This window comes from Clostridium sp. UBA1056 (assembly GCA_002316385.1).
Taxonomy (GTDB): Bacteria; Bacillota; Clostridia; order Clostridiales; family Clostridiaceae; genus Clostridium_J.
The window spans coordinates 199,823-224,957 of sequence record DCDL01000024.1 but is presented as its reverse complement, the minus strand read 5'-3'; the positions used below and the strand labels follow the sequence as shown (position 1 = coordinate 224,957).

Genomic DNA, 25,135 nt, shown 5'->3' with positions numbered 1-25,135 from the left:
ATTAAAACTTAAACACATCATTCTTTATCTTCTTTAGTACTGGTGGTAAAGATTCTGCTATAGTTTTATTTTTCATATATTCAAGTTCATCTGAATTAGATTTAAATATTACTTTAAATGCATATAAGAATTGATAATCTAATCCATATCTGTTTATAAAGAAGCTGTTCAGTTTCTTATCTCCATATTTAGAATCTCCAACTATAGGATTTCCTAATTCTGATAAATGGGCTCTTAATTGATGACTTCTTCCAGTAAGTAAATTAATTTCTATTAGTGAAAAAGTACCACAGCTTTGAATTGTTTTAACTTCCATGGCAATTTCCTTACTGTTCGGAACTTTAGTTTCATATACCTTAGATATATTTGCATCTTCATTTTTCAAAATATATCCTGTATGAATTCCATCCTTTATTCTCCCTTGTACAAGAGCCATATAATATTTTTCAATACTTCTTTCTCTAATAGCCTCATTTAACGCTTTTAAATATTTAAAGTTTTTCCCAAATATAACAACACCTGAGGTATTTCTATCTAGTCTATTGCACGGAGCAGGAGTAAAAGTCACCTCTTTTTCTGGTTCATAATCACCTTTATCATATAAGTATGATAACACATAGTCTGTTAAAGTTGGCTCACCATCCTTTGTATCACTATGAACTAATAAATTAGGCCACTTTTCTACCATAAGTATGTTTTCATCTTCGTATGTAATTTTAAGATTATTATCTATTCTTTGAAAATTCTTTTTTTCTCCACTAGTTCTAATATATCTTATCTCTATAGTGTCTCCTTCTTCTAAAACATATTGTTCTTTGATTTTTTTCCCATTTACTCTAATATCACCTTTTCTAAATGCCTTATATATGGCACTTAAAGGTACATCCTTAAGTAACTTTCTAAGAAATTTATCACATCTTTGACCTGATTCATTTGCTCCTATTTGTATAGTTTTCATATTGTCCTCCTAAAATTTCTTTTATAGTTTATTAAGATAATTCATAGCCATATCACAGTGGACTGCTACGCCTACTTGTAAGCATTCCTCATCAATATCAAATTTACTGCTATGAAGTGGATAGATTATTCCCTTTTCATGATTTCCACATCCTAATTGATAAAACATAGAGGGAACTTTAAGAGAAAAATACGCAAAACTTTCAACACCCATAGTAGGCTCACTTAATATTTTAACTTTATTTTTTCCTAATAGTTCAATGCTATTATCATAAAATAGATTGTATATATTCTCATCATTATATAAACATGGATAACTTTCATCTATAATAATTTCACAGGTTCCTTTTAAACTTTCTACTTGTAAAGTTACAACTTCTCTTAATCTATTTTTTATATATTCTCTATCTTCTAAATTCATAGTCCTAATTATACCAGTTACAGTAACCTTATCTGGTATAATATTTGCCGCAGTACCACCATTTATAGAACCTATAGTTATTACTCTCGGAGATACAGGATTAATTTCCCTACTAACTAATAATTGTAAAGAATTTATCACTTGAGCCGATATTGTTATTGGATCTATTCCTTTATGAGGACTTGCACCATGAGCTCCTTTACCATATATGTTTATAGTGAAAGGGTTAGAAGCAGCATAGGCAACACCTTTTTTTATTCCAATGGTGCCTACATCTAAGCTTTCATCTACATGACACCCAATAATAGCATTTACATGAGGATTCTCTAAAACTCCTTCCTCAATCATAATTCTAGCACCGCCAGTAGTTTCCTCTGCTGGTTCAAAGATAAATTTTATATTACCTTTTAATTCATCCTTGCATTTATTTAAAAGTTTAGCAGCTCCTAAAACCATAGTCATATGAGCATCATGACCACATGCATGCATTTTTCCAATAGTTTTAGATATATAAGAGTGATTATTCTTTTCTTCTAAAGGTAAGGCATCCATATCGCATCTAATTGCTATAGTTTTTCCATTTCCTTCATTACATTTACCATATATAATAGCTACGATACCTGTACCTGCACAATCATGAAATTCTATATTTTCATCCTCTAAAAATTTTTTTATTTTATTAGACGTTTTATATAAATCAAAATCTAATTCTGGATTTTCATGAAATTCTCTTCTGATTTGAACTAACTCTTTACTTATTTCTTTAGCTTCATGGATAAAGTTCATCATAAACCTCCTTAAACTAATAATTATATATTATATACAAATACACAAAAAAATAATAGACTTAAAGTCTATATAAACTCTTAACTATATTGTACTTCAAACCATTATATAACAGAAAATATTATATTTCAACATTCTAGTAAAATACATGTTAATTATAAGGATAAATCGTTAAATATAATCTCTTTGTATTCTTTATCATATATTTATTAAGTTCAATTAAAATAACATATCTTCAAATATTGTACTATTAAATTTTCAAAGATAATTATTATGTAAATATATTTCGCGCTTAATATAAATCATATAAAAATACTAATCCTCTAGGAGACTTAAACCTATTAATACCGATATGTTAAGGGTATAAGAACATAAAAACATTTAGAATATTTGTAATTATTTTCCAAAACGATGTTGTTATTTTTATGTATGCATTTCACAATTACTATGAATAACTGAATGGTTACTCATAACAAATGTTTTATAATAATTTCCTTTGTATCCCATACTTATCATATCATTAGCATTAATCATAAATACTTTATCAAACTCCATACCTTTCACGCCATCGCTCATATTCTCTTTAGCGATTTTACTATATTCTTTCTTTAACTCTTCAGCCATTTCATCTTTTCACTAAAACTAAAATCTTTTCTGTTTTCATTTTCAGGTATCTCTAGTTTTAGTTGATTATAAAACTAAAAATACCGCATATTCATTTCTGAATAGTACGGTGTTCAAAATAATTATTCGGTTTTTTATTGTTGTGACGTTAAAAAAGAAATTTGTGTAACAAGCTCTTATTAGGTTTAATCTATTTCACTCGTCCAGACATTTGGTGACTTTCTTTAAATTGAACTAAATCCCACAAGTTCCCATATAAATCTTTAAATACTGCAACAATACCATACGATTGTTCTTTTGGATCTCTAATAAATTCAATTTCTTTCGCTATCATATCATTATAATCTCTCCAAAAGTCATCTGTACCAAGGAATAGAAAAACTCTTCCTCCTGCTTGATTTCCAACAAAAGATATTTGTTCTGGTTTTGAAGCCTTTGCAAGTAATATTGTAGTTCCAGATGAACCTGGAGGTGCTATTACTACCCACCGTTTATCTTGCTCTGGTTGGTATGTATCTTCAATTAACGTAAAATAAAGTTTCTTTGTGTAAAACTCAATAGCTTCATCATAATCTTTAACTACTAAAGCTATATGAATAACAGATTGTATCATTCTCTTACCACCTAACCTTTTCTTCATAATATAAAATAATTATATATGAAACATTCTATATATTCCATGTATTTCCCAACACTGTACTATTTAATTTTCAAAGAACAAACTATATAATGATGTGGGGTTATCATACACCCTTGGCTATTTCTCAATATACTTGGATTACGACGTAAAAAAATACCGCATATTCATTTTTGAATAATACGGTGTTTTAATATATCATTTTATATTTATTTTTAAAATTGAAATTTATCTAAGAGTTCACGGTTTAAGATTGCTTATTTTTAATCTATTTAAATATTGCTTTATACTTAAGTGGAATTGACAATCTACATTTATATTTTATAAGTTAAAATTTACTATTTGCTCGTACTAACTCAATTGCTTCTTTTCCTGACATATGTTCAATATCTAGTTCAATCATGCAAAGTGCTTTGTATGTTCCTTCAATTTCTTTTAGACGGCCTTCTTCATCTTCTGGAGTATACTTTGCTGCTAACTTTTCAATTGCATTTCTTTTCTCTGTTTCGTTCTCAATAACTCTTATCTTTCCAAATGCAATTGCACTTCTAAAGTAAGTTGTATATTCTTCTGATATGACATTATCTTCATCTATTACACAGAAAGATGCTTTTTCACACTTTGTTATGGCATCTATCTTATGACCAAACTTAGCTCCATGAAAATATATTTTGGAATCGCAATAAATATAACTAAGTGGAACTGCATAAGGATAATCCTCATCACCTAATACTGCCAATACACCTGACGTACCTTTTTCTAATATCTTAATTGTTTCTCTCTCTGTAAGTAACTGATTTTTTCTACGCATTTCTCTAAACATAATTTTTCTCCTTCATAAAACTTATTGCTGTTGTAAAAAACAAGCATCCATATGTACATCTTCTATGACCTAATGATGTCCACATGAATGCTTATAGCACCCCTATCCGGTGGTAGTTTTTATTCTTCTTTTATTTTTAATAATATCATTTCTAAATAAGAGAGTCAAATTCTATATGTTATATGCTTTATAAAAATAATTTTTACTTAAGAATTAATTATAGCCCATTTTGTAAACACCGCACTATTCAGTTTTCAAAGAACTACAGATGAATAGTTATTCTTATACTTGGTTAATTTATTATTTCACAATTCGTAAAAATAAAAACTACCGTATATTCACTTCTGAATAGTACAGTGGTCCGAAATGTTATTCGATTTTATAGTTTAGTCGTTAAATAAGAAATTGTTCTCTTAAAATTGATTTAATCTTCCCTACAAAATTTGAATTTAGAAAGCGTTCCAAATGAAGCAAAATACAAATACACATCCCCATGCATTATTAGTTTCTCTTTTTACTATAAGCATACCGTAAATAGCTATGAATGTAGTGATTATTTCAATAATACCCCAAAAAGATATGCTAAGGGGATGAAATAAAATACATACCCCAGCACAAGCAATAGCACCTACATTAAACCACTTACTTTTAGGTGGATATATACTGTTTAATTTATCGCTAATAACAACATAATTAAATCCTTCAAAAAATCCCCACACTATAAAAATCAATGCCATTCCTAAAATATTGATTGGAATACCACTTTCTAATACATCCTTTGTAATAATAATGCTGAGCGGGTGATAACCTGTATATTGTCCTGATATAATAATATACATTAAGTATGGAATAAAACAGATAATTGAAACTAAAGTAGATTTAATTGTATTTGTTTTTACTAATCCAAAATCAGAAAATCGTTCCTTTCTAAAAATACATACTACTGTAATTCCTAATCCAGCTATACCAAATTGAACACCTGTATTAAGTAACAAACGTAGGACAATAGAATTATTAGAATCCTTTATATAATTAACCATTTGATTTCCAAACAGCATATATAATATAAATGAACTCAATGTTATTAATGTAATAATCCATATATCAGCATCTAGCTTCTTTTGCTCTAAAGTTAAGCTTTTTTTACCCATCTTATCCCTCCGTTATAAATTACTATTTAGCTTACTTAATTCAATTATATACCATATTAACTATAATTTACATGTTATTTTAAATACCGTACTATTCAATTTTCAAAGAACAACTTGTATAATGATGTAGGGTTATCCTACACCCTTGCTTATTTTATTATTTATTTGAATCACAACATAAAAAATACCGCATATTCATTTGAATAGTACGGTATCTTAATAAATAACTTATTTTTATCTTCATAATATTAAAAATTATTTCTGTAACCTTCTATCTAATCTTTAATACAAATTGGAATTTATTCGTTATTTTTTATTTGTTTCCATTCATCCTCTAGAATTGCCATTAAAATATCATCAGCAAATTCTTTTCCATTCCAGATAGCATCACGTAGTACGCCTTCACGTTTGAAGCCAGCCGCAAGATAAGCCTTTTCTGCATGAAGATTGAATGAGAATACATCTAACTCCAGTCGATGAAGTTTTAATTTTTCAAATGCAAAATCTCTTGTCTTTTTTATAGCCCAAGAGCCGATTCCTTTACCACGTTCATTTGAGTTGAAAATACAAATACGAAAATTTGCACTTCGTGTATCCCAGTCGATTTTGTTGATTACACTTTCTCCAATAATACGTCCATCAGGTGAAATAATTAGAAAATCATAACGGTCATATGACTCTATACATTGCTTAAAGAAATTGACTACTTCATCGTATGTAAATACTTCTTTGCATCCCGTAAGACGTGCTACCTCTACATCTAAAGGATTGAAATTCTGCGAGAAATATTCTTCAGCCTCTTCTGTACGTGCTAGCCTTAATATAAATCCACACTTTTCCCATACTTGCCCTATCTTATTCATTGTTACCTCCAAATCCCCATTTATATGTTAGTCAATGAGTAATTAACCCACAATTTGATACAATTATACACTAAAGTTTTCATAATTTACATATATATTACTAATACCGTACTATTCAATTTTTAAAGAGCATATTCCTGTTTGCATATAATTCAAACTATGGTAAAATACTCACGGGTTAGAATACCTATTATAGTAGTTACTATAAGGTGATATAGTATCACTATTTCTTTTATCTCAGTGGTGATTAGTCGACATCCCTCTTTCATTTTTGGGGAGGAGCTATAAAATTGTTAGCATATAGTTATTTATGTATAGCTCGTCTAAACTTTCTTCGTCCTCCCTGACTCTTCTTACTTTTATAGAAGCTTCATTTTCTTTATCCTTTAAAGTTATTATATTTTTCTTCCAATTCCAGTCAAAATCCCTATCTAGAACAACTATCCCTATTTTTTAATTGTGGTGTAAGTTTGCACCGCTACTTGTTTAATATCCCCACTTCTCTTCAGCAAACATGTCCCAGGTATTCCAACTCTTTGATAAGTTATTTCTCTTTAAGAACTCTTCATAATCTCTTTCGTTTCGCAATGTCATTTCTAGCATTAAATCTTCTTGTCTCATTTCTTCTAAATTTATAATCACTTTATTCTCCCCTAAAATTTGGATCTTATTTAAACCATGAATTACCTATTTATATTGTCATAATAAAAAATACCACATATTCTCGTTGAATAATACAGGATTATGAATAAATTATTTAATTGTATATTGATTTCATCATTTAAGAAGATTGCGTTTTTATGATACTGATTCTTTTGAACGCTGTATTTTATTTATAGAATCCTCATATATAGTTTGTTTTAATTCTTTCATATATTTTGAAAACTCCACCTCTTTTTCTCCATATGTCAGATTTACTTCATACTCAAGAGGAATCCATGTTGATATCTCAGCCTCATTATGCTGTATTAGTGCCTCCATCTTATCAAGTGCCTTATAAATCTTAGATTCAATAGTTTTTTGTTCATACATTTCTAAAAATAGCATAGAAAGTTCCATTTTATATGGTTCTGGCAGATTGCAAAGCAACTGATGAACTTCTCTATTTTCTATAATTTCATCGCTTTCAGTTTTGTTAAATGAAGGTATATCACCTGTAATTGCTTCACCTAAGTCATGGCAAATACACATTAGTATTACTTTGTTAATATCAACATCAGGAAATTCATCCTTCACCAAGTATGCCATTAAAGATAATCTCCAACTGTGCTCTGCTACACTTTCATGACGATTAGAAGAAGTCCATGAGTGTCTTGTATTATTCTTTAATTTTTCTGCAACAGACATAATTTCTATGAATTTTTTTGTGTTCATTTTCTCCACCCCTCTGATTACATTATCAAATTATCTTGTTTTAGTATAGCATAAGCAAGAATACTACACCTACAATAATGTAAATTATGAATCCCGATTATACTACATTATTAAGTTTTCAATAGGCAAATATAATTAGCGATTGCTTCGCAATATATCGCAACTATGACTTAGTCAACAGAGTAAGTTTATCATATTTACCACTTTTTGAGCTACTCTTCAATATACTTGAGATAACTTTTATCTTTTAATATCGTACTATTCAGTTTTCAAAGAACAAATTATATAATGATGTAGGATCCTCCTACACCCTTGGTTATTTCTTAATGTAGGTTGATTATGACGTAAAAAAATACCGTATATTCATTTTGAATAGTACGGTATTTCCATTTATTATTTTAATTACTAATGCTTCTTTATTAATTTCATTATTTCATCATTTATAACATCAGGCTCGAATTGATGTATAGCATGTCTTGAATTCTTTACTACTATTTGCTTACTATCTGTAGACCACTCCTTCAAGGCTATTTGACTATCTTCCCATTCAGAAATTGCTGAAGTATTACTTTCAGCAGTAAATATTCTAAGCGGAATATCTCCTAATTTTCCGTTATCTAATACTATTTTTGCACTATCGCTTGCCATGTTACTTTCATCTATAATATTCTTATTATACATAGTTTTAAGAGTCATCGACTTATACAACTGTTTTAAATCATCAGGCAATAATTCAAGATTATTTGCTCCTGATATAATTTTTGAAAAATAGCTTGTATGATAAATTGCTAATCTATCAACTCCTGATGATTTTAGCATCTGATATTTAAATTCTGAACTACTACTTATTCCTAATTTATTTTCAGAATAATATTCTGGACTACCCCCATCAATTAACACAACCCCTGAAACTTCATCTCTATATTTTTGTGCAAATCTTATTGATGTTAATGATGCTAACGAATGTCCAACTAATATATATGGTGGCTTTTGCCCCGATTCTAAAAGAGCTGTATGTACTTCGTCTACAATCGAATCAATATCCCTTGAAACATCTGTTATTTCACTCAATCCATGTCCCCGTTTATCATAAACAGCTATTTTAGCATGATTTGATATTACATTATAAAGAGGATATAAATCTGCATAAGCACTTGGCTCATTTAATCCTCCAATAAAAACTACAGTTACATTCCCTTCTCCTTTGGTAAATACATTGATTCTATGATTATTTACATTAACCATTTCCCCTACTGGAGGATACTTCTTAGAATCCTTATATTCTCCAATTTTTTCATAAGATACACCCATTAGCGAGATAAAAGCTATAAAAATTAATACTAGAAATATGCCTCTTTTAAATCCTTTTTTAGATTTTCTTTTGTACCTTCTTCCATTTACACTCATTTACTAGCCTCCCTAAAAATAATATAATCTATTTTTAGCTGGTATTATTAATATTACTTCTTAAAATAATTGTATAATAATGCTAATTAAGATTATAGCATATATTCCAATATTATACATAATATTTTATCTATCTTGTACGATGTTTTGTTTAATATACCGTACTATTTAATTTTCAAAGAACATATCCCCATCTACATATAATTCAAAGTATGTTAAAATATTTATAGTTTAGAATACCTATAATAGTAGTTACTATAAGGTGATATAGTAGCCACTATTTTGTTTATTATCTTCATAGGGGTGATTAATCGATGCCCCTCTTTCATTTTTTTGTAGTAATCATAAAAATGTAGTAAATGTCATGATTTAATTCAATACCATTGTGACATGGAGTTTTAATTTTATAATGTAGCAAATGTCGTGACATTGAATTTGAAAATGTAGTTTTAGTCGGTATTATATCTTAAATAGTATATATTTTTCACTCAATACCACTATGTTAAATAATTTTACTGCCATTTCATAATTTATTTACATATATTCATAAATTTCATTGCAATTAAATTCCATTTCATATATATTAAAAGATAAATTACCGACCATTACTACACTTAAAATCTAAGATTCAAAATCACAGGTGTGGTGTTGAATAAAACTTTATGAGTTGTATTATAAAATAGCGACATTTTCTACATCTTAAAATAATACTAGTGGTTTTGAGTGGAAATATATCTATCGTGACATTTAATCTTAAAATAATAAAAAGACTAGGATAATTTACCCAGCCTTTATTTTTTCTAAAATACTATTATTAACATCAATTTGAGATTGTAAAAATTCTTCTTTTAGTTTTCTTTCTTTATTTACTCTATCTCTTTCAATGTTTTCCTTTGCTGTCTTTTTAGCTATTTCATTCTTCTTAATTAGTACCATTACTGGACATGCAACTAAACCTGTAATTAAAAATAATTTTAATAAATAAAGAATCTCCTTTACTTCATACATATACATTAATCTCCTACGCACAAATATTATATTAAATTGTATGCTTAAAATTAGATAATATTAATAAAGATAGTAATTAACCACTTAGTAATCCTTTGACTATTTCAAAACAGTTATAATTAAAATAAATACTGCAATGTATTTTGTCGCACATTTCGAAGCGTATTAAACTATCCTATTTTTTCCTATATTAGGATAAAATGATAGTACCTACATATCAATACTTCTATCTGAAATTTCTTCGTACAGAGTATCCCATTCTGTTTCTTCTCTCCACTCATCATCTTTGCTTATCAATACTCTTCCTTGAGTATATATTTTCACATTTTTCATTAGAAGGGCTTTCAATGCTACTTTATCATTTCTTAAAGTACAAACATTCATCTTTTTCGCACCTCATTTTTAGTTTCAGTTATCATTTTTTCAACATCACTTTTACTCATGTTTTGCTTATCTATCGCTTTTGAAAATATATCACTGATTGCATCCCATTCACACATTTCAGTTTCGTTGTACATGTACGCACCTCCTATCTGTTTACTACCTAAGTCTAAGTCTTGTGCTATTTTATCTGATACTCTCCCTATACTTGTGTGAAATCTTTCTCACCCTTGCCAATTATACTTTAGGTACTCGTATTTAGTACGATAACCTGATATGTAAACTTTGCGTACCCCCTCTAAACGTTCACAGAGGTAATGTCGACAAGCTTAACGAATCGATAATAATCAATCCTCCACGTTCCCCAAATGTTTGTGTAACGACACTATTAAGGTTTTCAGAATTCTTAAAACCTTCTCCTCCTCTAGGTTTTTCGGATTTCCTTGAAATACTCATAAAGTCAGTGCTTTCATACTACCTGACTCTACTAAGGATTGTAATTCTGGAATAAGGTCATTTAATTGAAAATAATTATTTATTTGTTGTTTTGTTAACCCTACATTTTTACAAAGTTCTTCGGAAGTCAAATTATTTGACTTGCTATTTTGATTGTTACCTTGTCTAATTCCATAAATCCTTTCTAATTCTATATTGCATTTACACATAATAATTACCTCCGGGTTTTATATGTAAAAAGGATAACTGGAATAGTTATCCTTTAGTTATTATATTTTATATAGCTTTTTTATTTTATGATTCTACTTCCATTTTAATACCTTTTATTGTGTGCATATCTTCCCATTTATCTCTATGATCAATCTTTACCAAGTTTACAATTTTTATATTTACAGAATTTAGAGCATGTAAAATATCCATCAAGCCGCTGCTTTTCTCAATTAACAAAAATTCTTTTATATTTGCTTTTATAAGTTCGTCTTTAAATTCCATTAAATCGTGTTTGCCCTCTTCACTGTAAATAAACCCTAACTCTTTGATAACCAATATATCAAATTTATTTTGTACTGTGTAGTCATATCCCTTTACCAAATATCTACTACTCTTGTTGTTATTTATATAATTTTCTAAATAGTCATTTTTATACATTCTCATTGCCTCCTAATTATTCTCACTATTCTTTCTATATATTAAATATTGCTTTTACTATTACCAAAAGTACTGATATTGATACTAATACAATATTAATAAATTAACTTTCATTATCATATTTTTTTATTTTATCTTGTAATTCATCTATTTTATGATAATCTGTATTATCAATTTCTTTTTCAATAACTTTAGGTGGCTTAGATTGCTCTTGTTTAAGTTACTGTTCTAGCTGATTAGCTTTTTCTTTTTCAGACTTTAATTATTCTCTCAATGTTATGCATGCTTTGTTTATAGATAGTTGTTCATTATCTAATTGTTGTATAAGTTCTTCAGGAATGTTATTATAGCCCATGTCATTTTCTCGTTAAAACTAAAATACCGCATATTCATTTCTGAATAGTACGGTATTTAAAAATATTTTAATCATTTTTTAATTCATTATAAATTAAATTGCATATTACAACTCCATATTCAGCGATAAATTGTTTTTGCTTTTCTGTATATGCATTTCTTTCTCTAATACTTTCTTGTGATGAATGTCTAAAGCATTGGACTTTATTTCTTAATTCTTTTACATCACTTTCTTTAATAAATCCTAAAGAAATATGCTCATAATTTAACGAGATAAACTTTTTACCCTTTTTAATAGATATTCAATTAAATTACCTAATTCTTTTAATTTCTCATCTAGTGCCATTTCATTAAGTTGTGCATTTCTAGTTGATATTTTCTGAATTAATTTATCGACGTCCTCATCTATAATAACCTTACAATCATCTTCTTTTCTCAACTCTTCAATATCTTTTCTTATATCATTAATTTTCTTTTTGTCATATTCTGTTAATTTATTATTTTTAAATTTATAGTTCTCATAATAATTTAGTAGCTCACTTATTAATTGGACAACTTTTAAATTAGGTTCCTTATCAAATATTTGACGCAATTTATTAGCTTTTGAACAATAATCTTTATATCCATCATCAATATCAATAATTACTTTTATAAATCTTTATAATGAATTATTTGAAAAATCTATCACATATCCAGTTCCCATATCAAATAACTCTTCTGACGATTGTATTATTGTATATTTAAAATTTTCCATATATTCCCTTGATTTATATATCAATCTAGCTTATAATTTAATATAATTATGATTTATATGCATTTCGCTCCCTTCATTTAATATCATCAATATTATTCTTTGAACATTTCATATTCCTCTTCTAGTATTTCTTTAAAATTTAAAATTTTGTAGTAATCATATCCATCTGATTTTTTAAATAATTCATCTTTAAATGGATGAGTTGTAGTTACTGTATTTTCAAAACCAACATCATTATTTATATTATTTTTATAAACATAACTTACCCAATAATACTTTTTATCCATATCTACACCTCTTTTAACTTTCTAAACTCTTCTATACTTATTTGTTTACATTCCCCATATTCTGCACCATCATCATCTGTTATTAACCTAGTCTCAAACAATAACCATGATTCTATATCTTCTAAAACACTATCTTCCGAATATCTTATTTCTTTATCTGATTCCATTACAAATCTTTTTATATTAGGCTCATAAACAAAATTAAAGCCTCGCTTACTTGAATCAAAAGCTAAGTCTGGTAAATATATTGCTTTTATTTTCATCTTTACCACCTCATTTAAATTTTAGATTTTATTTAGTATAAAAAATACCGCATAATCATTTGAATAGTACGGTATCTAATGATTGTAATATCAAATTTGGTAATCAATAAGAGTTTTATATAAACAATCTGTAAGAAACACTAAACTCATCATGCTTTTTTTATTTATTAAATCTAATCTTTCTCCATGTAATATATGTCTGGTTATAAATGTGGGGTCTTTTAAAGTGCTTTTGTATATATAATAGTCACTCTTATTATCGAAAAATGTAACAAACAATTTATCAAACTTATAAATCATTCCATACCTCAATACAAAATTTAATTAAAAAAGGTACGAAACGAATATATGTTTATATACACTAGAACATCAATTTTTATTATCCCTTACTATTCTTCAATATCCATAAGCCCATTAGATATAAGGATATCAAAGTCAAATTTTCTCTCTAAATCAGAGAATTTAATAGAAATATTACTTTTATCTAAGAGTGTTATAATTCCTCTTCCATAAAACTTATGTAATACAGCTGTTCCTACTTTAAATTTGACCCTTTCTAATATTTCCTCTTCTATTTTACACTCAGATAAAAATTGAGACCTATTTCTATTTTCTCCCATCATGAATTGAGGAACAAGAAACACTACATTATTAATAGCTCTAGTAACTCCTACATAAAACAGTCTTCTTTCTTCTTCTATATCATTGTTTTTGTAGGGAATAAATCCATCTATAGCATTAATCATAAATACTGTATCAAATTCCATACCTTTCACGCCATGGATAGTACTAAGAATTACACCTTCATTTTTCTCTTTATCTCTAGTACTAGCTTTCTTAGTCTCCTCTTCCACTGTATTTACATGTTCTAAAAATTCCTTAATATTTTTAAAACCTTTTATACTTTCTTTAAATTCATTTAGTACATTTTCTAAATCTTCTATGGATAACTTATACTTTTGTGAATATTCTACTAGATATTTATGATACAGTAAGTCACCTATTATAAAATCCACTGCAGTAGATAGCGACATTTTATTTAAGCTAGCAATATCCCTTTCAAGTTTATCTATTATCTTTAATTGAAACACAGGGATACTCTCCAAGTTTTTTAACTTAACAAATGGACTACCTAATCCAGTACTCTTTTTTACTTCTTCTATACTATTCTTGCTAATATACCTATAAGGTTTATTTATTATTCTAGTAAAGCTATCCACATTTAATGGATATATACTTAGTTTTAAATAAGCTAGTATATCTTCACATACGAAATGTGAGAAGAAATTATACTGTCTATCTAGTAATGTGAAAGGAATTCTCTTTCTTATAAAGCTGTCGATTATACTTCTGCTTTCTATATTAGTTCTATATAGCACTGCAAAGTTATTAAAACTATAATTTTCCGTTTCCTTTAGCTTAAGAATATAATCACTTATATATGTGCCTTGAGCTATCTCATCTCTAACTCCTTGAACCTTTATTAAACCCTCATCTATTTTATTTGACTTAATATTCTTTGAGGTTCTAACCCTATTATTTTTTATAGATTTCATAGATAAACTTACTATATTTTTTCTAGATCTATAATTTGTGGATAGGTATAAAGTTTTTCCATTTTCAAACATATCTTTAAAGTTTACTATATAAGATGGATTAGCACCTCTAAAACTATATATGCATTGATCCTCATCACCTACTACAAATAAGTTGTTATTTTTATTTAAAAGCTTTAATATTTCAACCTGAACATCATCACTATCTTGAAACTCATCAACTAATATATGTTTAAATTGATTTTGATATGAATTTAATAGGGAGCTATTCTTATTAAATAAATCTCTACACATTAACTGTAGATCCTCAAAGTCAAGCAGAGACTTTTCTTTTTTATAAGATTCATAAAAATTAACACAATTTTTTAAAAGTTCCTTATCAATTTGATTAGTTCCTTCTCTACTATACTCCCCCTTACATTTATAAATAGATATAGCATTTATGTATTCCTTAACTCTATCTTCACTAACATCTTCCACATATGTAGTTAAAAAACTTTTAACCACTCTGTAGCTTTCCCAAGATTCTATTATATTTATATCCCCGTAATAGGCCTTTAATATTTTATAACAAAGTCCATGAAAGGTTCCAAAAAAGGGACTTACTTTCTTTTTATCTATAGCTAAAAATCTATTTCTCATATTAGCTGCTGCTGCTTTAGTAAAAGTTATTATAACTATATTTCTAGGTGATATATTTTTATGGTTTATAAGATTGTAAACCCTATTTACAATAACTACAGTTTTTCCACTTCCAGGACCTGCACTGACTATTATATTTTCATCTTCACAGTTAATAGCTGTTAATTGCTCTTCACTTAAATTGTTATATTTATTTTTTATCATAATATAGATCTTTCCTTTTATATACTTTCAATTTAATAATATTACCATATTATTTGTCCATATACTATAGAAATGGAAGTTTTCTTATGGTACGATATATAAGATGTAAATGTTAACCCATGGAGAATTTATAGAATTTTATGGTTTAAATAAGTGAGGAGAACTAAAAATGGATACAATTACTAGACTTGACCTAAGAAGCCAAAGAAATCTTACTATGCTAGTAGATTTTTATGAGCTTACTATGGCTAATGGTTATTTAAATAATGAAGTAGAAAATACCATAGCTTATTTTGACATGTTTTTTAGGAAGATTCCTGATGGTGGTGGATACTGCGTAATGGCAGGAGTTCAACAATTAATTGAATATTTAACTAATCTTAAGTTTACTGATGAAGATATAGAATATCTAAGAAGTAAAGCTATATTTAGTGAAGAATTTTTAAATTACTTAGCTAACTTTAAGTTTAGTTGTGATGTATGGGCAATTCCAGAGGGTACTCCTGTATTCCCTAATGAACCACTTGTAACTGTAAGGGGTCCAATAATGGAAGCTCAGTTTATAGAGACTATGATACTATTAACAATAAATCATCAAACTTTAATTGCTACTAAAGCAGCAAGAATTTGTGAAGCTGCTAGTGGTAGATCTGTTATGGAGTTTGGTTCTAGACGAGCTCAGGGTTATGATGGTGCTTTATATGGAGCTAGGGCTGCAATTATTGGTGGTTGTAATTCAACCGCTTGTACTATGGCAGATGAGTTATTTAACGTACCTGTAACTGGAACTATGGCTCACTCTTGGATTCAGCTTTTTGATAATGAATATGAAGCTTTTGCAGCATGGGCTAAGACTTACCCAGATAATACAGTACTTTTAGTAGATACATATAACGTATTAAAATCTGGTATTCCTAATGCTATAAAGGTTTTTGATGAAGTTTTAAAACCTATGGGTAAAAGACCTAAAGCTATAAGAATTGATAGTGGAGACATTGCTTATCTATCTATAGAAGTTAGAAAAATGTTAGATGAAGCTGGTTATGAGGATGTAAAAATAACCATTTCTAATTCTCTAGATGAATTTATAATTAAAGCTGTTCTTGATAACGGTGCCAAAATTGATAGCTTTGGTGTTGGTGAAAGATTAATAACTGCAAGAAGTGAACCAGTATTTGGTGGTGTATATAAACTTGTTGCTATTGAAAAAGATGGTGCAATTGTTCCTAAAATCAAAATCAGTGAAAATGTAGAGAAAATTACTAATCCTGGTTTTAAATCTCTTTATAGAGTTTATGACAAGAAAACTAATAAAGCTATAGCAGACTTAATTGCTTTGGGTGACGAAAAGTTTGATAGCAATAGACCGCTAGATTTATTTGATCCTAATTATACTTGGAAGAGAAAAAGAATTAAAAACTATGTTATAAAAAATCTTATGGTACAAGTATTTAATAAGGGTGTATGTACTTATGAAAGTCCTTCTGTAATGGATATAAGAGAATTCTGTAATAAGGAAAAAGCTAGTTTATGGTCAGAAATAAGGAGATTACAAAATCCTCATCAGTACTATGTAGATTTATCTAAAAATTTATGGAATTTAAAAGAATCACTATTACATGAATACTCTTCAATATATGAAGAATAATATTACTATATTATCTATGAAGGGTATGATATCTAGTGAATAATAAACTTAAAATAAAAATTTCTAATGATGCCTTTGATTTTATTAATAAACTCTTAGAATTTCACGATGAGTATGATTGTATAGCATTAAGTCAACCTAAAGGCGGTGGATGTTGTAAGACTAATAAAGTTGATATTATTTTAGATAATAGAATTAATTATACTATTATTGAAAATATAGATGGTTTGCATGTTGCTTATAATGAGAATTTAGTGAATAACTTTATCGAAATAATCATTGTGTTAAAAAAAGATTCCTTGTATCTAAAAGCCACGCCTTCTGATACTAATAAATCTAAGAGTAAGGGTTGTAGCGGATGTGGATCAAAAGGAACAAATAAATGTGCATCATGCTCAGGGTGTAGTGTAGTTCAAAAGTAATATAATATATAAAATAAAATCTCCTAACCGTAAGGCTAGGAGATTTATACATTTGCTAAGTATATATTAAAATAACACTCTCTTAATTTGCATAACAAGATTTTAATTTAAAATGCTCTTTATATATAGAATACTATAAGTAAAAATCTATAAAAAACAATTTAATTATAAGTAGCTATCTTTATACAAAAGAGATATAGGTAGCGACTTATCCTCTTTGTACAAATCATAATCATAGATACTTTTCACCTTGCTCCCCTTACCTTTAAGCTCTTTAAAGGGGCACTTGTTATTATTTTCAGCCCAATTGTAAAGAGCACAATCTTCTGAACATTCTACATCCTCATCGTAAGTTGATAAAAAATCACACTTAGCCAATCATAACACCCCCAGATAAATATACATTTAATAACCTAAATTATAAATGAGAATTTTCGCAAAATAAAGTATTTTTAGTGGATTTATTACCTACTTTTCTTGATTTAGGAGTTTTTAAGATTTTTTTAAATGTAATTTTATTTTTTCTAGAAATGCATATTTATATATTATTTATTGCATAATTTCTATAAGTTTTACTCTATAAAAACTACACTTATGTCATTATTGATATTTTCTTGTCCTATATTTCTTTGGATAGTGTCCAAAGAAATAATACCACTTTCTTTATCTAACATACGTGGCTTAGTATTACTAGTAGCTTTGGCATGAGTACCTACTATTCTCTTATACGTGAGCAGTAGCTTGTCATAAAATGTATCATTTAAGCATGCATTGATAACGGCTATCGTTTTTTCCCCATCAATGCAATTTAATAAACTATTACTCTCAATATTATAATGAGTAAATTCATTAAATTCCTTGAATATGTAGCTACTACCATATAAATTTAATTTTGAAATAGCAGGTTTTCTTTTTTGGATTTCTTTAGCTTCTAAACTTTCTTCTTTATTATTTAATATGGTGCCTCCCTTTTCTATAATAGCTCTTTCTAAATTTAAATCCTCTAATTCTAAACAATCATCTATTCTTATCTGAGTCCCAATATCGATATGATACATAATAAAGTTTTTAGCTTCTTCCTTAGATCTGACAAGAATACTATGGATACCAATCTCTTCAAGTCTATCCATGGTGTCTTGTATTAATATGCTTACAGAGCTTCTAATTGTCATACATATTACACCTCCTAAGGCTATTATAGTATTTACTTTACTTATTTATATGGCGGTATCTCCATTTTTATGATATCTATAAAAGATTTTATAATATGAGCTGTAAATCCCCAGATAACATACTTATTCCATTGATAAAAATACTCTTCTAAAATACATTTTGAAAATTTATAATCCTTCCCTCCATTTATTAAATCAAATGGAAATCCCTCTTGATTAATTGGTCCTATGTCCATTTTATATAGTAATGGATCTGTATCAATAAAAAACTTTAATGGTACTTTAAATATATGATCAACTTCATTTTTATTATAATTGATATTACTAGTATTAATTTTAGCTATATAAGGACGCACAATCATTTTATATGGTGAGATAAAATAATCCATTTCACCTAGAACTTCAAATTCTTCTTTTTTAATATTCATTTCTTCCATTGTTTCTCTTATTGCAGCTTCCTTAAAAGTTTCCCCAGGTTCAACCTTTCCACCAGGTAAGCAAATATCCCCTGGCTGATGATTTAACTTTTTAGCCCTAACTTGAAAAATTATATAAATTTCCTTATCTATAACCTCTAAGAGAATCATTACAGCTGCCTTCTTTATAGATTGTATAGGTTTAGATTCTCTATCTTTAAATATATTATTTATTGTATGAATATTTATGTTTGTCATATATCCACTACTCCTTTAACTGTATACTTATTTATAGCATATCATAATAAATGATAATAAAAATATAATATATTGTTAATAACATATTTTTTCTTTATCCTTGTTGAAAAATCTACTAAATGGTATACTAAATAGGACTTAATTAATTCTAAAATATAATAAATGGAGAGATGACTTGTGAAAAAGAGAATTTTAGCATTGTGGGTATTTTTTACTTTAGTGTTTACCTTTTCTTTCTCAACCATAGCACTAGCAGATAGTCAACCTGAAATTGTTGGTACTTCAGCTATTATTATGGATTTAGAAACGAAGGAAATAGTCTATTCTAAAAATATCGACGAAAAAAAACAGCCAGCTAGTCTAACTAAGCTTATGACTGCTTTATTATTAGCTGAAAATAAAAGTAAAACAGATTTACTTACTTATCCTGCTGCAGCTTTAAATGAGGCTCCTTACTCTTATGGCCTTAATGTTCATCCAGTAACTCCTGGTGATACATTTACTGCAAAGGATGCTATGGACATACTACTTCTTTATTCAGGTAATGATATTGCTTACATGATTGCTGAAAATGTTGGTGGAACAAAGGATAATTTCATTAATATGATGAATGAAAAAGCTAAAGCATTAGGTATGACTAATACTAATTTTGTAACTCCAAATGGACTTGATGATAATACTGATGATCACTATACTACATCATACGATTTAGCATTACTATTAGATGCAGCTTATAGTAATGAGTGGATTAGAGAAACTATGGATAAAAAAGAATCAGAAGTAAAGTCAACTAATGGACCTTCAGCAATAGTTGAAAATAGAAACAAGCTTATAGGTGTTGATGGAAATATTGGTGGAAAAACTGGCTATACAGAAAAATCTGGAAGATGTCTAGCAGCTTTATATCAAAGAAATGGACGTACTCTTGCAACGATTGTATTAGGTTCTGATTATAACTTCCCAGTAGATACTCAAGTTTTTGAAGATACTACAAAATTATCAAACTATGGTTTTAATGCACAAAAAGAAGTTTTTAAGGCTAAGGACTCTGAAATTTCAGAAGTTACCATGGAATATAATATTATACCTCTTATAGGTCCAAAGAAAGCAATTAAAATTCCTGTTACTATTCATGAGGATATCTCCTTATATCCTACAGATTTAGAGCCTGAACTTAATTCTGAGGTTGAAAAAATAAATGTTTGGACCTTAAGCAAAGATAAATCAATCGGAAATACTACTGTTTCAGTAAAGGGCTATGAAAAACAATATGATGTATATTCTGGAATATCTAATATGGATATAATTAAAAGCAATATACTTTATTATATATTAGCTCTATTAGTATTAATAATAGTAGTATTCTTAGTATTATTAATAATTTCTAAAATAAATAGAAATCGTAGAAATAAAAAAAGACGTATATATAGATAAAAAAAGATTCTCTATGTAAATTAATCATAGAGAATCTTTTTTGTTTATTTTTAATATGGTTATATTGTAAGTTCCTTTTCACAATGCTTTTTAAAATTTTTTTACAATGATACAATCTTAATTATTATATACTATGTTGTTTTAAATTTACTCTAAATTTTGGATATTATTGTTATGATGATTTTCAATTATGACAATTATATATATGAATAAAGTAGAGTCTCTCATATATAATATATGCATTTTACATCATAATAAATAAAAACTACTAAAATAATTAAACTAGATTTCATGTAAATATTGATTTCTCATATAACTTAATTATATAGCTCAATATCAACTTAAAATCTAGTTAACTCAAAGCAGTTTTTATTTTAAATTATTTCAATAATATCTTCTATCCTATCTATTGTAAAATCTGGTTTATATGTCTTTATTTTTTCTATATCTAAAGCTGTATAATTTACTAAACACGTTTTAGAGCCTGCATTTTTACCACATAAAATATCATTATGGCTATCTCCTACCATTATAGTCTCCTCTGGATTAACATTTAAAGCTTCACAAGCTTTTAAAACAGGTTCACCATCTGGTTTATGTTTTTTACTATCCTCTGGAGTAATTATTACATCAAAATATTTTTCTAAATCAAAACAATTAAGTCCCCTTAAAGCTGTTCCTCTTCTTTTCGATGTAACTATAGCTACCTTTAATCCTTTATTTTTTAATTTTATTAGCCCTTCTTCTACGTGATCATAGGATTTTATGTATTTATCATGGCTATCTAGTGAATACCTTATGTATTCATTAACTAATTCCTCAGCTCTCTCTTTTTCATAGTGATTCATCACATCTTTAAGCGGTACGCCAAAGGATTCTAAAATCTCTTCTCTTCCTATATTTAATCCTAAATAATTATTTAATACATAATCAAAGGAAGTTAATATTAACTCATTTGTATCTATTATGGTGCCATCTAGATCAAATAATATTGCTTTTATCATATTTCTTCTACTCCTTACTTATAAGTAAACTTAATGATATATACCACTTTGAATATTTAATTCTATTTCTATCTTCATAAGCTCCATTCACGTCCTTAACCATTACTGTAGCTCTTTTATTAATGTTACTGATTATTCCTTCATGTAATATATCCTTATATGTAAATTGGACAACTTGTCCTTTAGAAAAAGATCTATTATTGGTTTTATTTAAATTATTTTCACTTTTTAATATTTCATGATAGCTGTTTTTATGATGGAATAAATTAAAGGCCATGGTCTTAAACCTTCTGCCCTTACAATTAGAATTTCCATACTTACTAAATTCTATAACATGGCATATCTCATGCTCCAAAATAAGCATAAGAGCTTCTAATGTATCTTCAGCCTCAATTCCACAAACAATTTTACTTTCATCATCTTCTATAAATCTTTCCATAATCCTATTGCTTATTCTAATCTCGTATTTGGACTCTCTTCCTACTTTAGAAAATATAGTTTTACCCCCACTAGAGGTCATTCTGTTAGATGTGGATACTCTAATTCCTTGTGGTATGACTTGTGTTAAATACTTATCTAATACATAAGTATCATACAAATCTATTAAATTAGAAATATTCTCTATGGTTATGATATCTAGTGAATTGTATATATCGATGTTATACCTTCTACAAAATTCTTTCTTTATAAAACTTCTCATGATTTCTTTTTCTTCTCTATTAATTGTGAGCTTATTCATTAAGTATGTACTACCTTCCCTTAGTAATATTCTATTTAAATAATATCATTTAGTAAATTATACTACAAACAATGGCTAACTAAAAATAATTACTAATTATAGTAAAATATTAAGCTTGCACTTATATTAAAGCACAAGCTCAATATTTATTTAAAATTCATTTCATTTTTAAGACAGTACTATTTAATTGATTTATAGATAAGTCTACTTAACTGATCTTTTTCTTTTGCACCTTCTATATCTTTTAATATTTGTTCTTTAATTTTACTTAAATCAATATTTAGCTCATTAATAAGATCTTCTAAGGAATTTATTGCATTTAGAAGCTTTACTTTCTTGTTATCCTTAACTATTACTTTATCTGCAAAAGACTTAAGGGCAAGATATGTTAAGATTAAAACCTCTTTATCACTTACAAACTTCTCATAATTTTCTAAAAGATAAACTATAGCTTTAGTTAATAGATTTTTATATATATCTATTCCTTCACCATGAATAGTAAAAGCCAATATACTTCTAGCAGTATAAATAACCTTATCTATTTCATCATCTTCTACAGATTTACCAAAGGCACCACTAGCTAACTGTTGTGTTGCTAAGATACGTAAAAACTCTGACTTATCTGTTCCCTCATCATTTAAAGTATCTAATTCTAATTCATCAAGGCTTTGACTATAGTAGAATTTCGGAGAAATTATATTAGTATCACCCTTGTTAAAATCTACGTTAACTGGTAGGAATTTTCTCATAACCCCACCTAGTACAGGTTCATAAATTTCTTCTATTAGAATAAATGAAGTTTCATCACTTATAATTCCAATATAGGTAGATAGCTCTATTATTTTACTTTTCATAGCTTCATGAACTTCTCCGCGCTCATAGATAACTCTATTTTCCAAAGACTCTATTCTCTTTTTATACCAAACCTTTTCAATTAAGTTCGCATTAACTTCTAAATCTAACTTAGTTAAACTTATTCTTCTTTGTATTCTTCTATTTCCAACCATACCGTTAAGAGTAACAATACCGTCAAGCTCTCCATCGATCTTAGCAAATATTGAAAATGGTTCTCCATCATACATATATTCTATAGTTCTAGGATAAGTTTTTTCTACTTTCATTCCGCCCCAATCAATTTCAATACCTGTTATTTGTAGACCTCTTATTCTATTAAATTGATTTAAAATTACATCTTCAATTCTTATACTTCTATTAATAAATTCAGCTTTACCAAAGGTAAGTCGTGCTATCTGATTTATAAAATAAGTATTAACTGATGCATCTATTCCAAAAGGGAAGATTCTACTTTCTACACAAGTCTTTTCAACATAATCAAGAATTTCTTTTTCATCATCAACTATGTCATCAGTAAATAGAATAATAGTATTTTCTTCACCCTTTCCTTCATTTAAAAATGCATATTTTATTCCCTCAAATATGCTAGCATCCTTCTCACAAGATAATTTGTCTATCCATTTAGATGCTTCCTTTAGATTTTCTTCATTAAATTCAACTTTTTTATTCGCTGAGAAATACTTTAATGTATCACCCATGGCAACTATATTAAATGTATCACCTTTATATAGGTTTCTAAGACACAATTGTAAAGCTGTTTTAGCTTCTTTTATCTTATCTCCATCCATAGATTCAGATATATCTATAAGGAATATATAATTCCCACTTTTTCCTTCTACATCTTCTTCAATTTCAGGTAGGAATCTCAAATATACAATTCCGTTATCTTCACTATAATTTTCATATATAATTCCACTAGTTTCACTTAGAGATTCTTCTAAGTAAATTGTCATAGCACTATTAAGTATTTGATTGTCATCTTCTAAAGTTATTTTATATAAATTATTCTCCCCTTCTTCTACCTTTATCTTGTGAGTATCACAATAAAATTTAGCATTTTCAAAGGTCTCCACTAATAAATTTAAAGATAGATTATATTCGTCTTGTTGCTGTTGTTTCTGGCTATATGGATTTACTGGAGGAACAATCTTAGGTATAATTAATTTTAGCTTTGATTGCTCATATACTAATTCCTCTATATAGGAAATTTTTATAACTACAGTTTCACCCTTTAAAATTGTGCCAATAGACATCTTAAAGTAGTTTTTGTTTAATTCTTCTAACAAAAGCTTGCTTCCAGAATCTTCTCCAACATTCTCATATATCTTTTCTATACCTTTTTTATCTTCTACCTTACCTTTTATAACTCTTCCACCTATATTAGCTTCAAAACCTGATATGACGGCAGTATCTGGTATTGGGAAAGTATATATGCCTTTTACATCATCTTCACCTATGTTTTCATAAATATGACTTATTGTAAATTCAACAAACTCTCCACAAATATTACCTTCTATATCTACTTTTTTTAATGTAATTTCTCCGTGGGACACACTATTTTGTAACTCTCCATATTCCATAACCTCACTCC

Annotated in this window: 28 protein-coding genes; 3 read left to right on the top strand and 25 right to left on the bottom strand. The window is 27.8% G+C overall.

What is annotated here, in order from left to right; all coding sequences use genetic code 11:
- Position 1 precedes the first annotated feature (1 nt).
- The 19 genes from B3W71_RS08100 to B3W71_RS08010 all read right to left on the bottom strand — a co-directional run bounded on the left by B3W71_RS08100 (position 2) and on the right by B3W71_RS08010 (position 15,596).
- On the bottom strand, positions 2–958 hold the full coding sequence (locus B3W71_RS08100) for an RluA family pseudouridine synthase (protein WP_346888435.1): 957 nt from the start codon (positions 956–958) through the stop codon (positions 2–4).
- Between the two features lie 21 nt (positions 959–979).
- On the bottom strand, positions 980–2,164 hold the full coding sequence (locus tag B3W71_RS08095) for a M20 family metallopeptidase (RefSeq protein ID WP_346888434.1): 1,185 nt from the start codon (positions 2,162–2,164) through the stop codon (positions 980–982).
- A 423-nt stretch (positions 2,165–2,587) separates the two neighbouring features.
- Positions 2,588–2,788: a hypothetical protein gene (locus B3W71_RS08090; RefSeq protein WP_346888433.1), complete on the bottom strand. Its 201-nt coding sequence runs from the start codon at positions 2,786–2,788 to the stop codon at positions 2,588–2,590.
- 190 nt (positions 2,789–2,978) lie between these two features.
- Positions 2,979–3,401: a VOC family protein gene (locus B3W71_RS08085; protein ID WP_346888432.1), complete on the bottom strand. Its 423-nt coding sequence runs from the start codon at positions 3,399–3,401 to the stop codon at positions 2,979–2,981.
- A 352-nt stretch (positions 3,402–3,753) separates the two neighbouring features.
- A complete protein-coding gene (locus B3W71_RS08080; protein ID WP_346888431.1) occupies positions 3,754–4,248 on the bottom strand; it encodes a pyridoxamine 5'-phosphate oxidase family protein in 495 nt (164 codons plus the stop codon).
- A gap of 449 nt (positions 4,249–4,697) precedes the next feature.
- Complete coding sequence (locus B3W71_RS08075; RefSeq protein ID WP_346888430.1) at positions 4,698–5,399, bottom strand: hypothetical protein; 702 nt, start codon at positions 5,397–5,399, stop codon at positions 4,698–4,700.
- A gap of 299 nt (positions 5,400–5,698) precedes the next feature.
- On the bottom strand, positions 5,699–6,262 hold the full coding sequence (locus tag B3W71_RS08070; protein ID WP_346888429.1) for a GNAT family protein: 564 nt from the start codon (positions 6,260–6,262) through the stop codon (positions 5,699–5,701).
- 486 nt (positions 6,263–6,748) lie between these two features.
- On the bottom strand, positions 6,749–6,904 hold the full coding sequence (locus tag B3W71_RS08065) for a hypothetical protein (protein WP_346888428.1): 156 nt from the start codon (positions 6,902–6,904) through the stop codon (positions 6,749–6,751).
- Positions 6,905–7,060: 156 nt separating this feature from the next.
- Positions 7,061–7,636 carry an HD domain-containing protein gene (locus B3W71_RS08060; RefSeq protein ID WP_346888427.1) on the bottom strand — a complete coding sequence of 192 codons (576 nt, stop codon included), beginning with the start codon at positions 7,634–7,636 and terminating at the stop codon, positions 7,061–7,063.
- 405 nt (positions 7,637–8,041) lie between these two features.
- Positions 8,042–9,043: an alpha/beta hydrolase gene (locus B3W71_RS08055; RefSeq protein WP_346888426.1), complete on the bottom strand. Its 1,002-nt coding sequence runs from the start codon at positions 9,041–9,043 to the stop codon at positions 8,042–8,044.
- A 780-nt stretch (positions 9,044–9,823) separates the two neighbouring features.
- Positions 9,824–10,051, bottom strand: a complete 228-nt coding sequence (locus B3W71_RS08050) for a hypothetical protein (protein WP_346888425.1) — start codon at positions 10,049–10,051, stop codon at positions 9,824–9,826.
- A gap of 210 nt (positions 10,052–10,261) precedes the next feature.
- Positions 10,262–10,435 (bottom strand): hypothetical protein, encoded by a 174-nt coding sequence (locus B3W71_RS08045; RefSeq protein WP_346888424.1) that lies wholly within the window; start codon positions 10,433–10,435, stop codon positions 10,262–10,264.
- The gene (locus tag B3W71_RS08040) at positions 10,432–10,569 is read right to left on the bottom strand and encodes a hypothetical protein (RefSeq protein ID WP_346888423.1); all 138 of its coding nucleotides are present in this window, start codon (positions 10,567–10,569) and stop codon (positions 10,432–10,434) included. The genes B3W71_RS08045 and B3W71_RS08040 overlap by 4 nt, the downstream gene beginning before the upstream one ends.
- 315 nt (positions 10,570–10,884) lie before the next feature.
- Positions 10,885–11,097 carry a hypothetical protein gene (locus tag B3W71_RS08035; protein ID WP_346888422.1) on the bottom strand — a complete coding sequence of 71 codons (213 nt, stop codon included), beginning with the start codon at positions 11,095–11,097 and terminating at the stop codon, positions 10,885–10,887.
- A gap of 85 nt (positions 11,098–11,182) precedes the next feature.
- A complete protein-coding gene (locus tag B3W71_RS08030) occupies positions 11,183–11,536 on the bottom strand; it encodes a hypothetical protein (protein WP_346888421.1) in 354 nt (117 codons plus the stop codon).
- A gap of 619 nt (positions 11,537–12,155) precedes the next feature.
- The gene (locus tag B3W71_RS08025; RefSeq protein WP_346888420.1) at positions 12,156–12,482 is read right to left on the bottom strand and encodes a hypothetical protein; all 327 of its coding nucleotides are present in this window, start codon (positions 12,480–12,482) and stop codon (positions 12,156–12,158) included.
- A gap of 254 nt (positions 12,483–12,736) precedes the next feature.
- Entirely contained in the window at positions 12,737–12,931 is a 195-nt protein-coding gene (locus B3W71_RS08020) for a hypothetical protein (RefSeq protein WP_346888419.1), read from the bottom strand.
- 2 nt (positions 12,932–12,933) lie between these two features.
- Entirely contained in the window at positions 12,934–13,194 is a 261-nt protein-coding gene (locus B3W71_RS08015) for a hypothetical protein (RefSeq protein ID WP_346888418.1), read from the bottom strand.
- Positions 13,195–13,583: 389 nt separating this feature from the next.
- Positions 13,584–15,596: an ATP-dependent helicase gene (locus B3W71_RS08010; RefSeq protein ID WP_346888417.1), complete on the bottom strand. Its 2,013-nt coding sequence runs from the start codon at positions 15,594–15,596 to the stop codon at positions 13,584–13,586.
- A 169-nt stretch (positions 15,597–15,765) separates the two neighbouring features.
- Between B3W71_RS08010 and B3W71_RS08005 the strand changes: the two genes are divergently transcribed.
- Both B3W71_RS08005 and B3W71_RS08000 read left to right on the top strand, forming a co-directional pair.
- A complete protein-coding gene (locus B3W71_RS08005; RefSeq protein ID WP_346888416.1) occupies positions 15,766–17,244 on the top strand; it encodes a nicotinate phosphoribosyltransferase in 1,479 nt (492 codons plus the stop codon).
- 35 nt (positions 17,245–17,279) lie between these two features.
- Positions 17,280–17,666, top strand: a complete 387-nt coding sequence (locus tag B3W71_RS08000; RefSeq protein ID WP_346888415.1) for a hypothetical protein — start codon at positions 17,280–17,282, stop codon at positions 17,664–17,666.
- 165 nt (positions 17,667–17,831) lie between these two features.
- Here B3W71_RS08000 and B3W71_RS07995 read toward each other — a convergent pair whose 3' ends face one another.
- The 3 genes from B3W71_RS07995 to B3W71_RS07985 all read right to left on the bottom strand — a co-directional run bounded on the left by B3W71_RS07995 (position 17,832) and on the right by B3W71_RS07985 (position 19,512).
- A complete protein-coding gene (locus B3W71_RS07995) occupies positions 17,832–18,044 on the bottom strand; it encodes a hypothetical protein (protein ID WP_346888414.1) in 213 nt (70 codons plus the stop codon).
- Positions 18,045–18,238: 194 nt separating this feature from the next.
- Positions 18,239–18,838, bottom strand: a complete 600-nt coding sequence (locus B3W71_RS07990; protein ID WP_346888413.1) for a hypothetical protein — start codon at positions 18,836–18,838, stop codon at positions 18,239–18,241.
- Between the two features lie 41 nt (positions 18,839–18,879).
- Positions 18,880–19,512, bottom strand: coding sequence for a CoA pyrophosphatase (locus B3W71_RS07985; protein WP_346888412.1), 633 nt, complete (start codon positions 19,510–19,512; stop codon positions 18,880–18,882).
- A 177-nt stretch (positions 19,513–19,689) separates the two neighbouring features.
- On the opposite strand from B3W71_RS07985, the gene B3W71_RS07980 reads away from it, so the two are divergent.
- Positions 19,690–20,946, top strand: a complete 1,257-nt coding sequence (locus B3W71_RS07980; RefSeq protein WP_346888411.1) for a D-alanyl-D-alanine carboxypeptidase family protein — start codon at positions 19,690–19,692, stop codon at positions 20,944–20,946.
- A 374-nt stretch (positions 20,947–21,320) separates the two neighbouring features.
- On the opposite strand, the gene ppaX is transcribed toward B3W71_RS07980, so the two are convergent.
- From ppaX to B3W71_RS07965, 3 genes are all read right to left on the bottom strand, one after another.
- A complete protein-coding gene (gene ppaX / locus B3W71_RS07975; protein ID WP_346888410.1) occupies positions 21,321–21,950 on the bottom strand; it encodes a pyrophosphatase PpaX in 630 nt (209 codons plus the stop codon).
- Positions 21,951–21,957: 7 nt separating this feature from the next.
- The gene (locus B3W71_RS07970; RefSeq protein WP_346888409.1) at positions 21,958–22,689 is read right to left on the bottom strand and encodes a hypothetical protein; all 732 of its coding nucleotides are present in this window, start codon (positions 22,687–22,689) and stop codon (positions 21,958–21,960) included.
- A 179-nt stretch (positions 22,690–22,868) separates the two neighbouring features.
- Positions 22,869–25,124, bottom strand: a complete 2,256-nt coding sequence (locus B3W71_RS07965; protein ID WP_346888408.1) for a VIT and VWA domain-containing protein — start codon at positions 25,122–25,124, stop codon at positions 22,869–22,871.
- Positions 25,125–25,135: the final 11 nt, after the last annotated feature.

Coding starts and splice junctions, on each gene's coding strand:
- B3W71_RS08055 (WP_346888426.1), bottom strand. CDS start 9,043: ATGAGTGTAAATGGAAGAAGGTACAAAAGAAAATCTAAAAAAGGATTT.
- B3W71_RS08005 (WP_346888416.1), top strand. CDS start 15,766: ATGGATACAATTACTAGACTTGACCTAAGAAGCCAAAGAAATCTTACT.
- B3W71_RS08035 (WP_346888422.1), bottom strand. CDS start 11,097: ATGTGTAAATGCAATATAGAATTAGAAAGGATTTATGGAATTAGACAA.
- B3W71_RS07965 (WP_346888408.1), bottom strand. CDS start 25,124: ATGGAATATGGAGAGTTACAAAATAGTGTGTCCCACGGAGAAATTACA.
- B3W71_RS08070 (WP_346888429.1), bottom strand. CDS start 6,262: ATGAATAAGATAGGGCAAGTATGGGAAAAGTGTGGATTTATATTAAGG.
- B3W71_RS08095 (WP_346888434.1), bottom strand. CDS start 2,164: ATGAACTTTATCCATGAAGCTAAAGAAATAAGTAAAGAGTTAGTTCAA.
- B3W71_RS08040 (WP_346888423.1), bottom strand. CDS start 10,569: ATGTACAACGAAACTGAAATGTGTGAATGGGATGCAATCAGTGATATA.
- ppaX (WP_346888410.1), bottom strand. CDS start 21,950: ATGATAAAAGCAATATTATTTGATCTAGATGGCACCATAATAGATACA.
- B3W71_RS08045 (WP_346888424.1), bottom strand. CDS start 10,435: ATGAATGTTTGTACTTTAAGAAATGATAAAGTAGCATTGAAAGCCCTT.
- B3W71_RS08075 (WP_346888430.1), bottom strand. CDS start 5,399: ATGGGTAAAAAAAGCTTAACTTTAGAGCAAAAGAAGCTAGATGCTGAT.
- B3W71_RS08080 (WP_346888431.1), bottom strand. CDS start 4,248: ATGTTTAGAGAAATGCGTAGAAAAAATCAGTTACTTACAGAGAGAGAA.
- B3W71_RS08100 (WP_346888435.1), bottom strand. CDS start 958: ATGAAAACTATACAAATAGGAGCAAATGAATCAGGTCAAAGATGTGAT.
- B3W71_RS08050 (WP_346888425.1), bottom strand. CDS start 10,051: ATGTATGAAGTAAAGGAGATTCTTTATTTATTAAAATTATTTTTAATT.
- B3W71_RS08015 (WP_346888418.1), bottom strand. CDS start 13,194: ATGAAAATAAAAGCAATATATTTACCAGACTTAGCTTTTGATTCAAGT.
- B3W71_RS07970 (WP_346888409.1), bottom strand. CDS start 22,689: ATGAATAAGCTCACAATTAATAGAGAAGAAAAAGAAATCATGAGAAGT.
- B3W71_RS07985 (WP_346888412.1), bottom strand. CDS start 19,512: ATGACAAACATAAATATTCATACAATAAATAATATATTTAAAGATAGA.
- B3W71_RS08020 (WP_346888419.1), bottom strand. CDS start 12,931: ATGGATAAAAAGTATTATTGGGTAAGTTATGTTTATAAAAATAATATA.
- B3W71_RS08010 (WP_346888417.1), bottom strand. CDS start 15,596: ATGATAAAAAATAAATATAACAATTTAAGTGAAGAGCAATTAACAGCT.
- B3W71_RS08030 (WP_346888421.1), bottom strand. CDS start 11,536: ATGTATAAAAATGACTATTTAGAAAATTATATAAATAACAACAAGAGT.
- B3W71_RS07990 (WP_346888413.1), bottom strand. CDS start 18,838: ATGACAATTAGAAGCTCTGTAAGCATATTAATACAAGACACCATGGAT.
- B3W71_RS08060 (WP_346888427.1), bottom strand. CDS start 7,636: ATGAACACAAAAAAATTCATAGAAATTATGTCTGTTGCAGAAAAATTA.
- B3W71_RS08090 (WP_346888433.1), bottom strand. CDS start 2,788: ATGGCTGAAGAGTTAAAGAAAGAATATAGTAAAATCGCTAAAGAGAAT.
- B3W71_RS08085 (WP_346888432.1), bottom strand. CDS start 3,401: ATGATACAATCTGTTATTCATATAGCTTTAGTAGTTAAAGATTATGAT.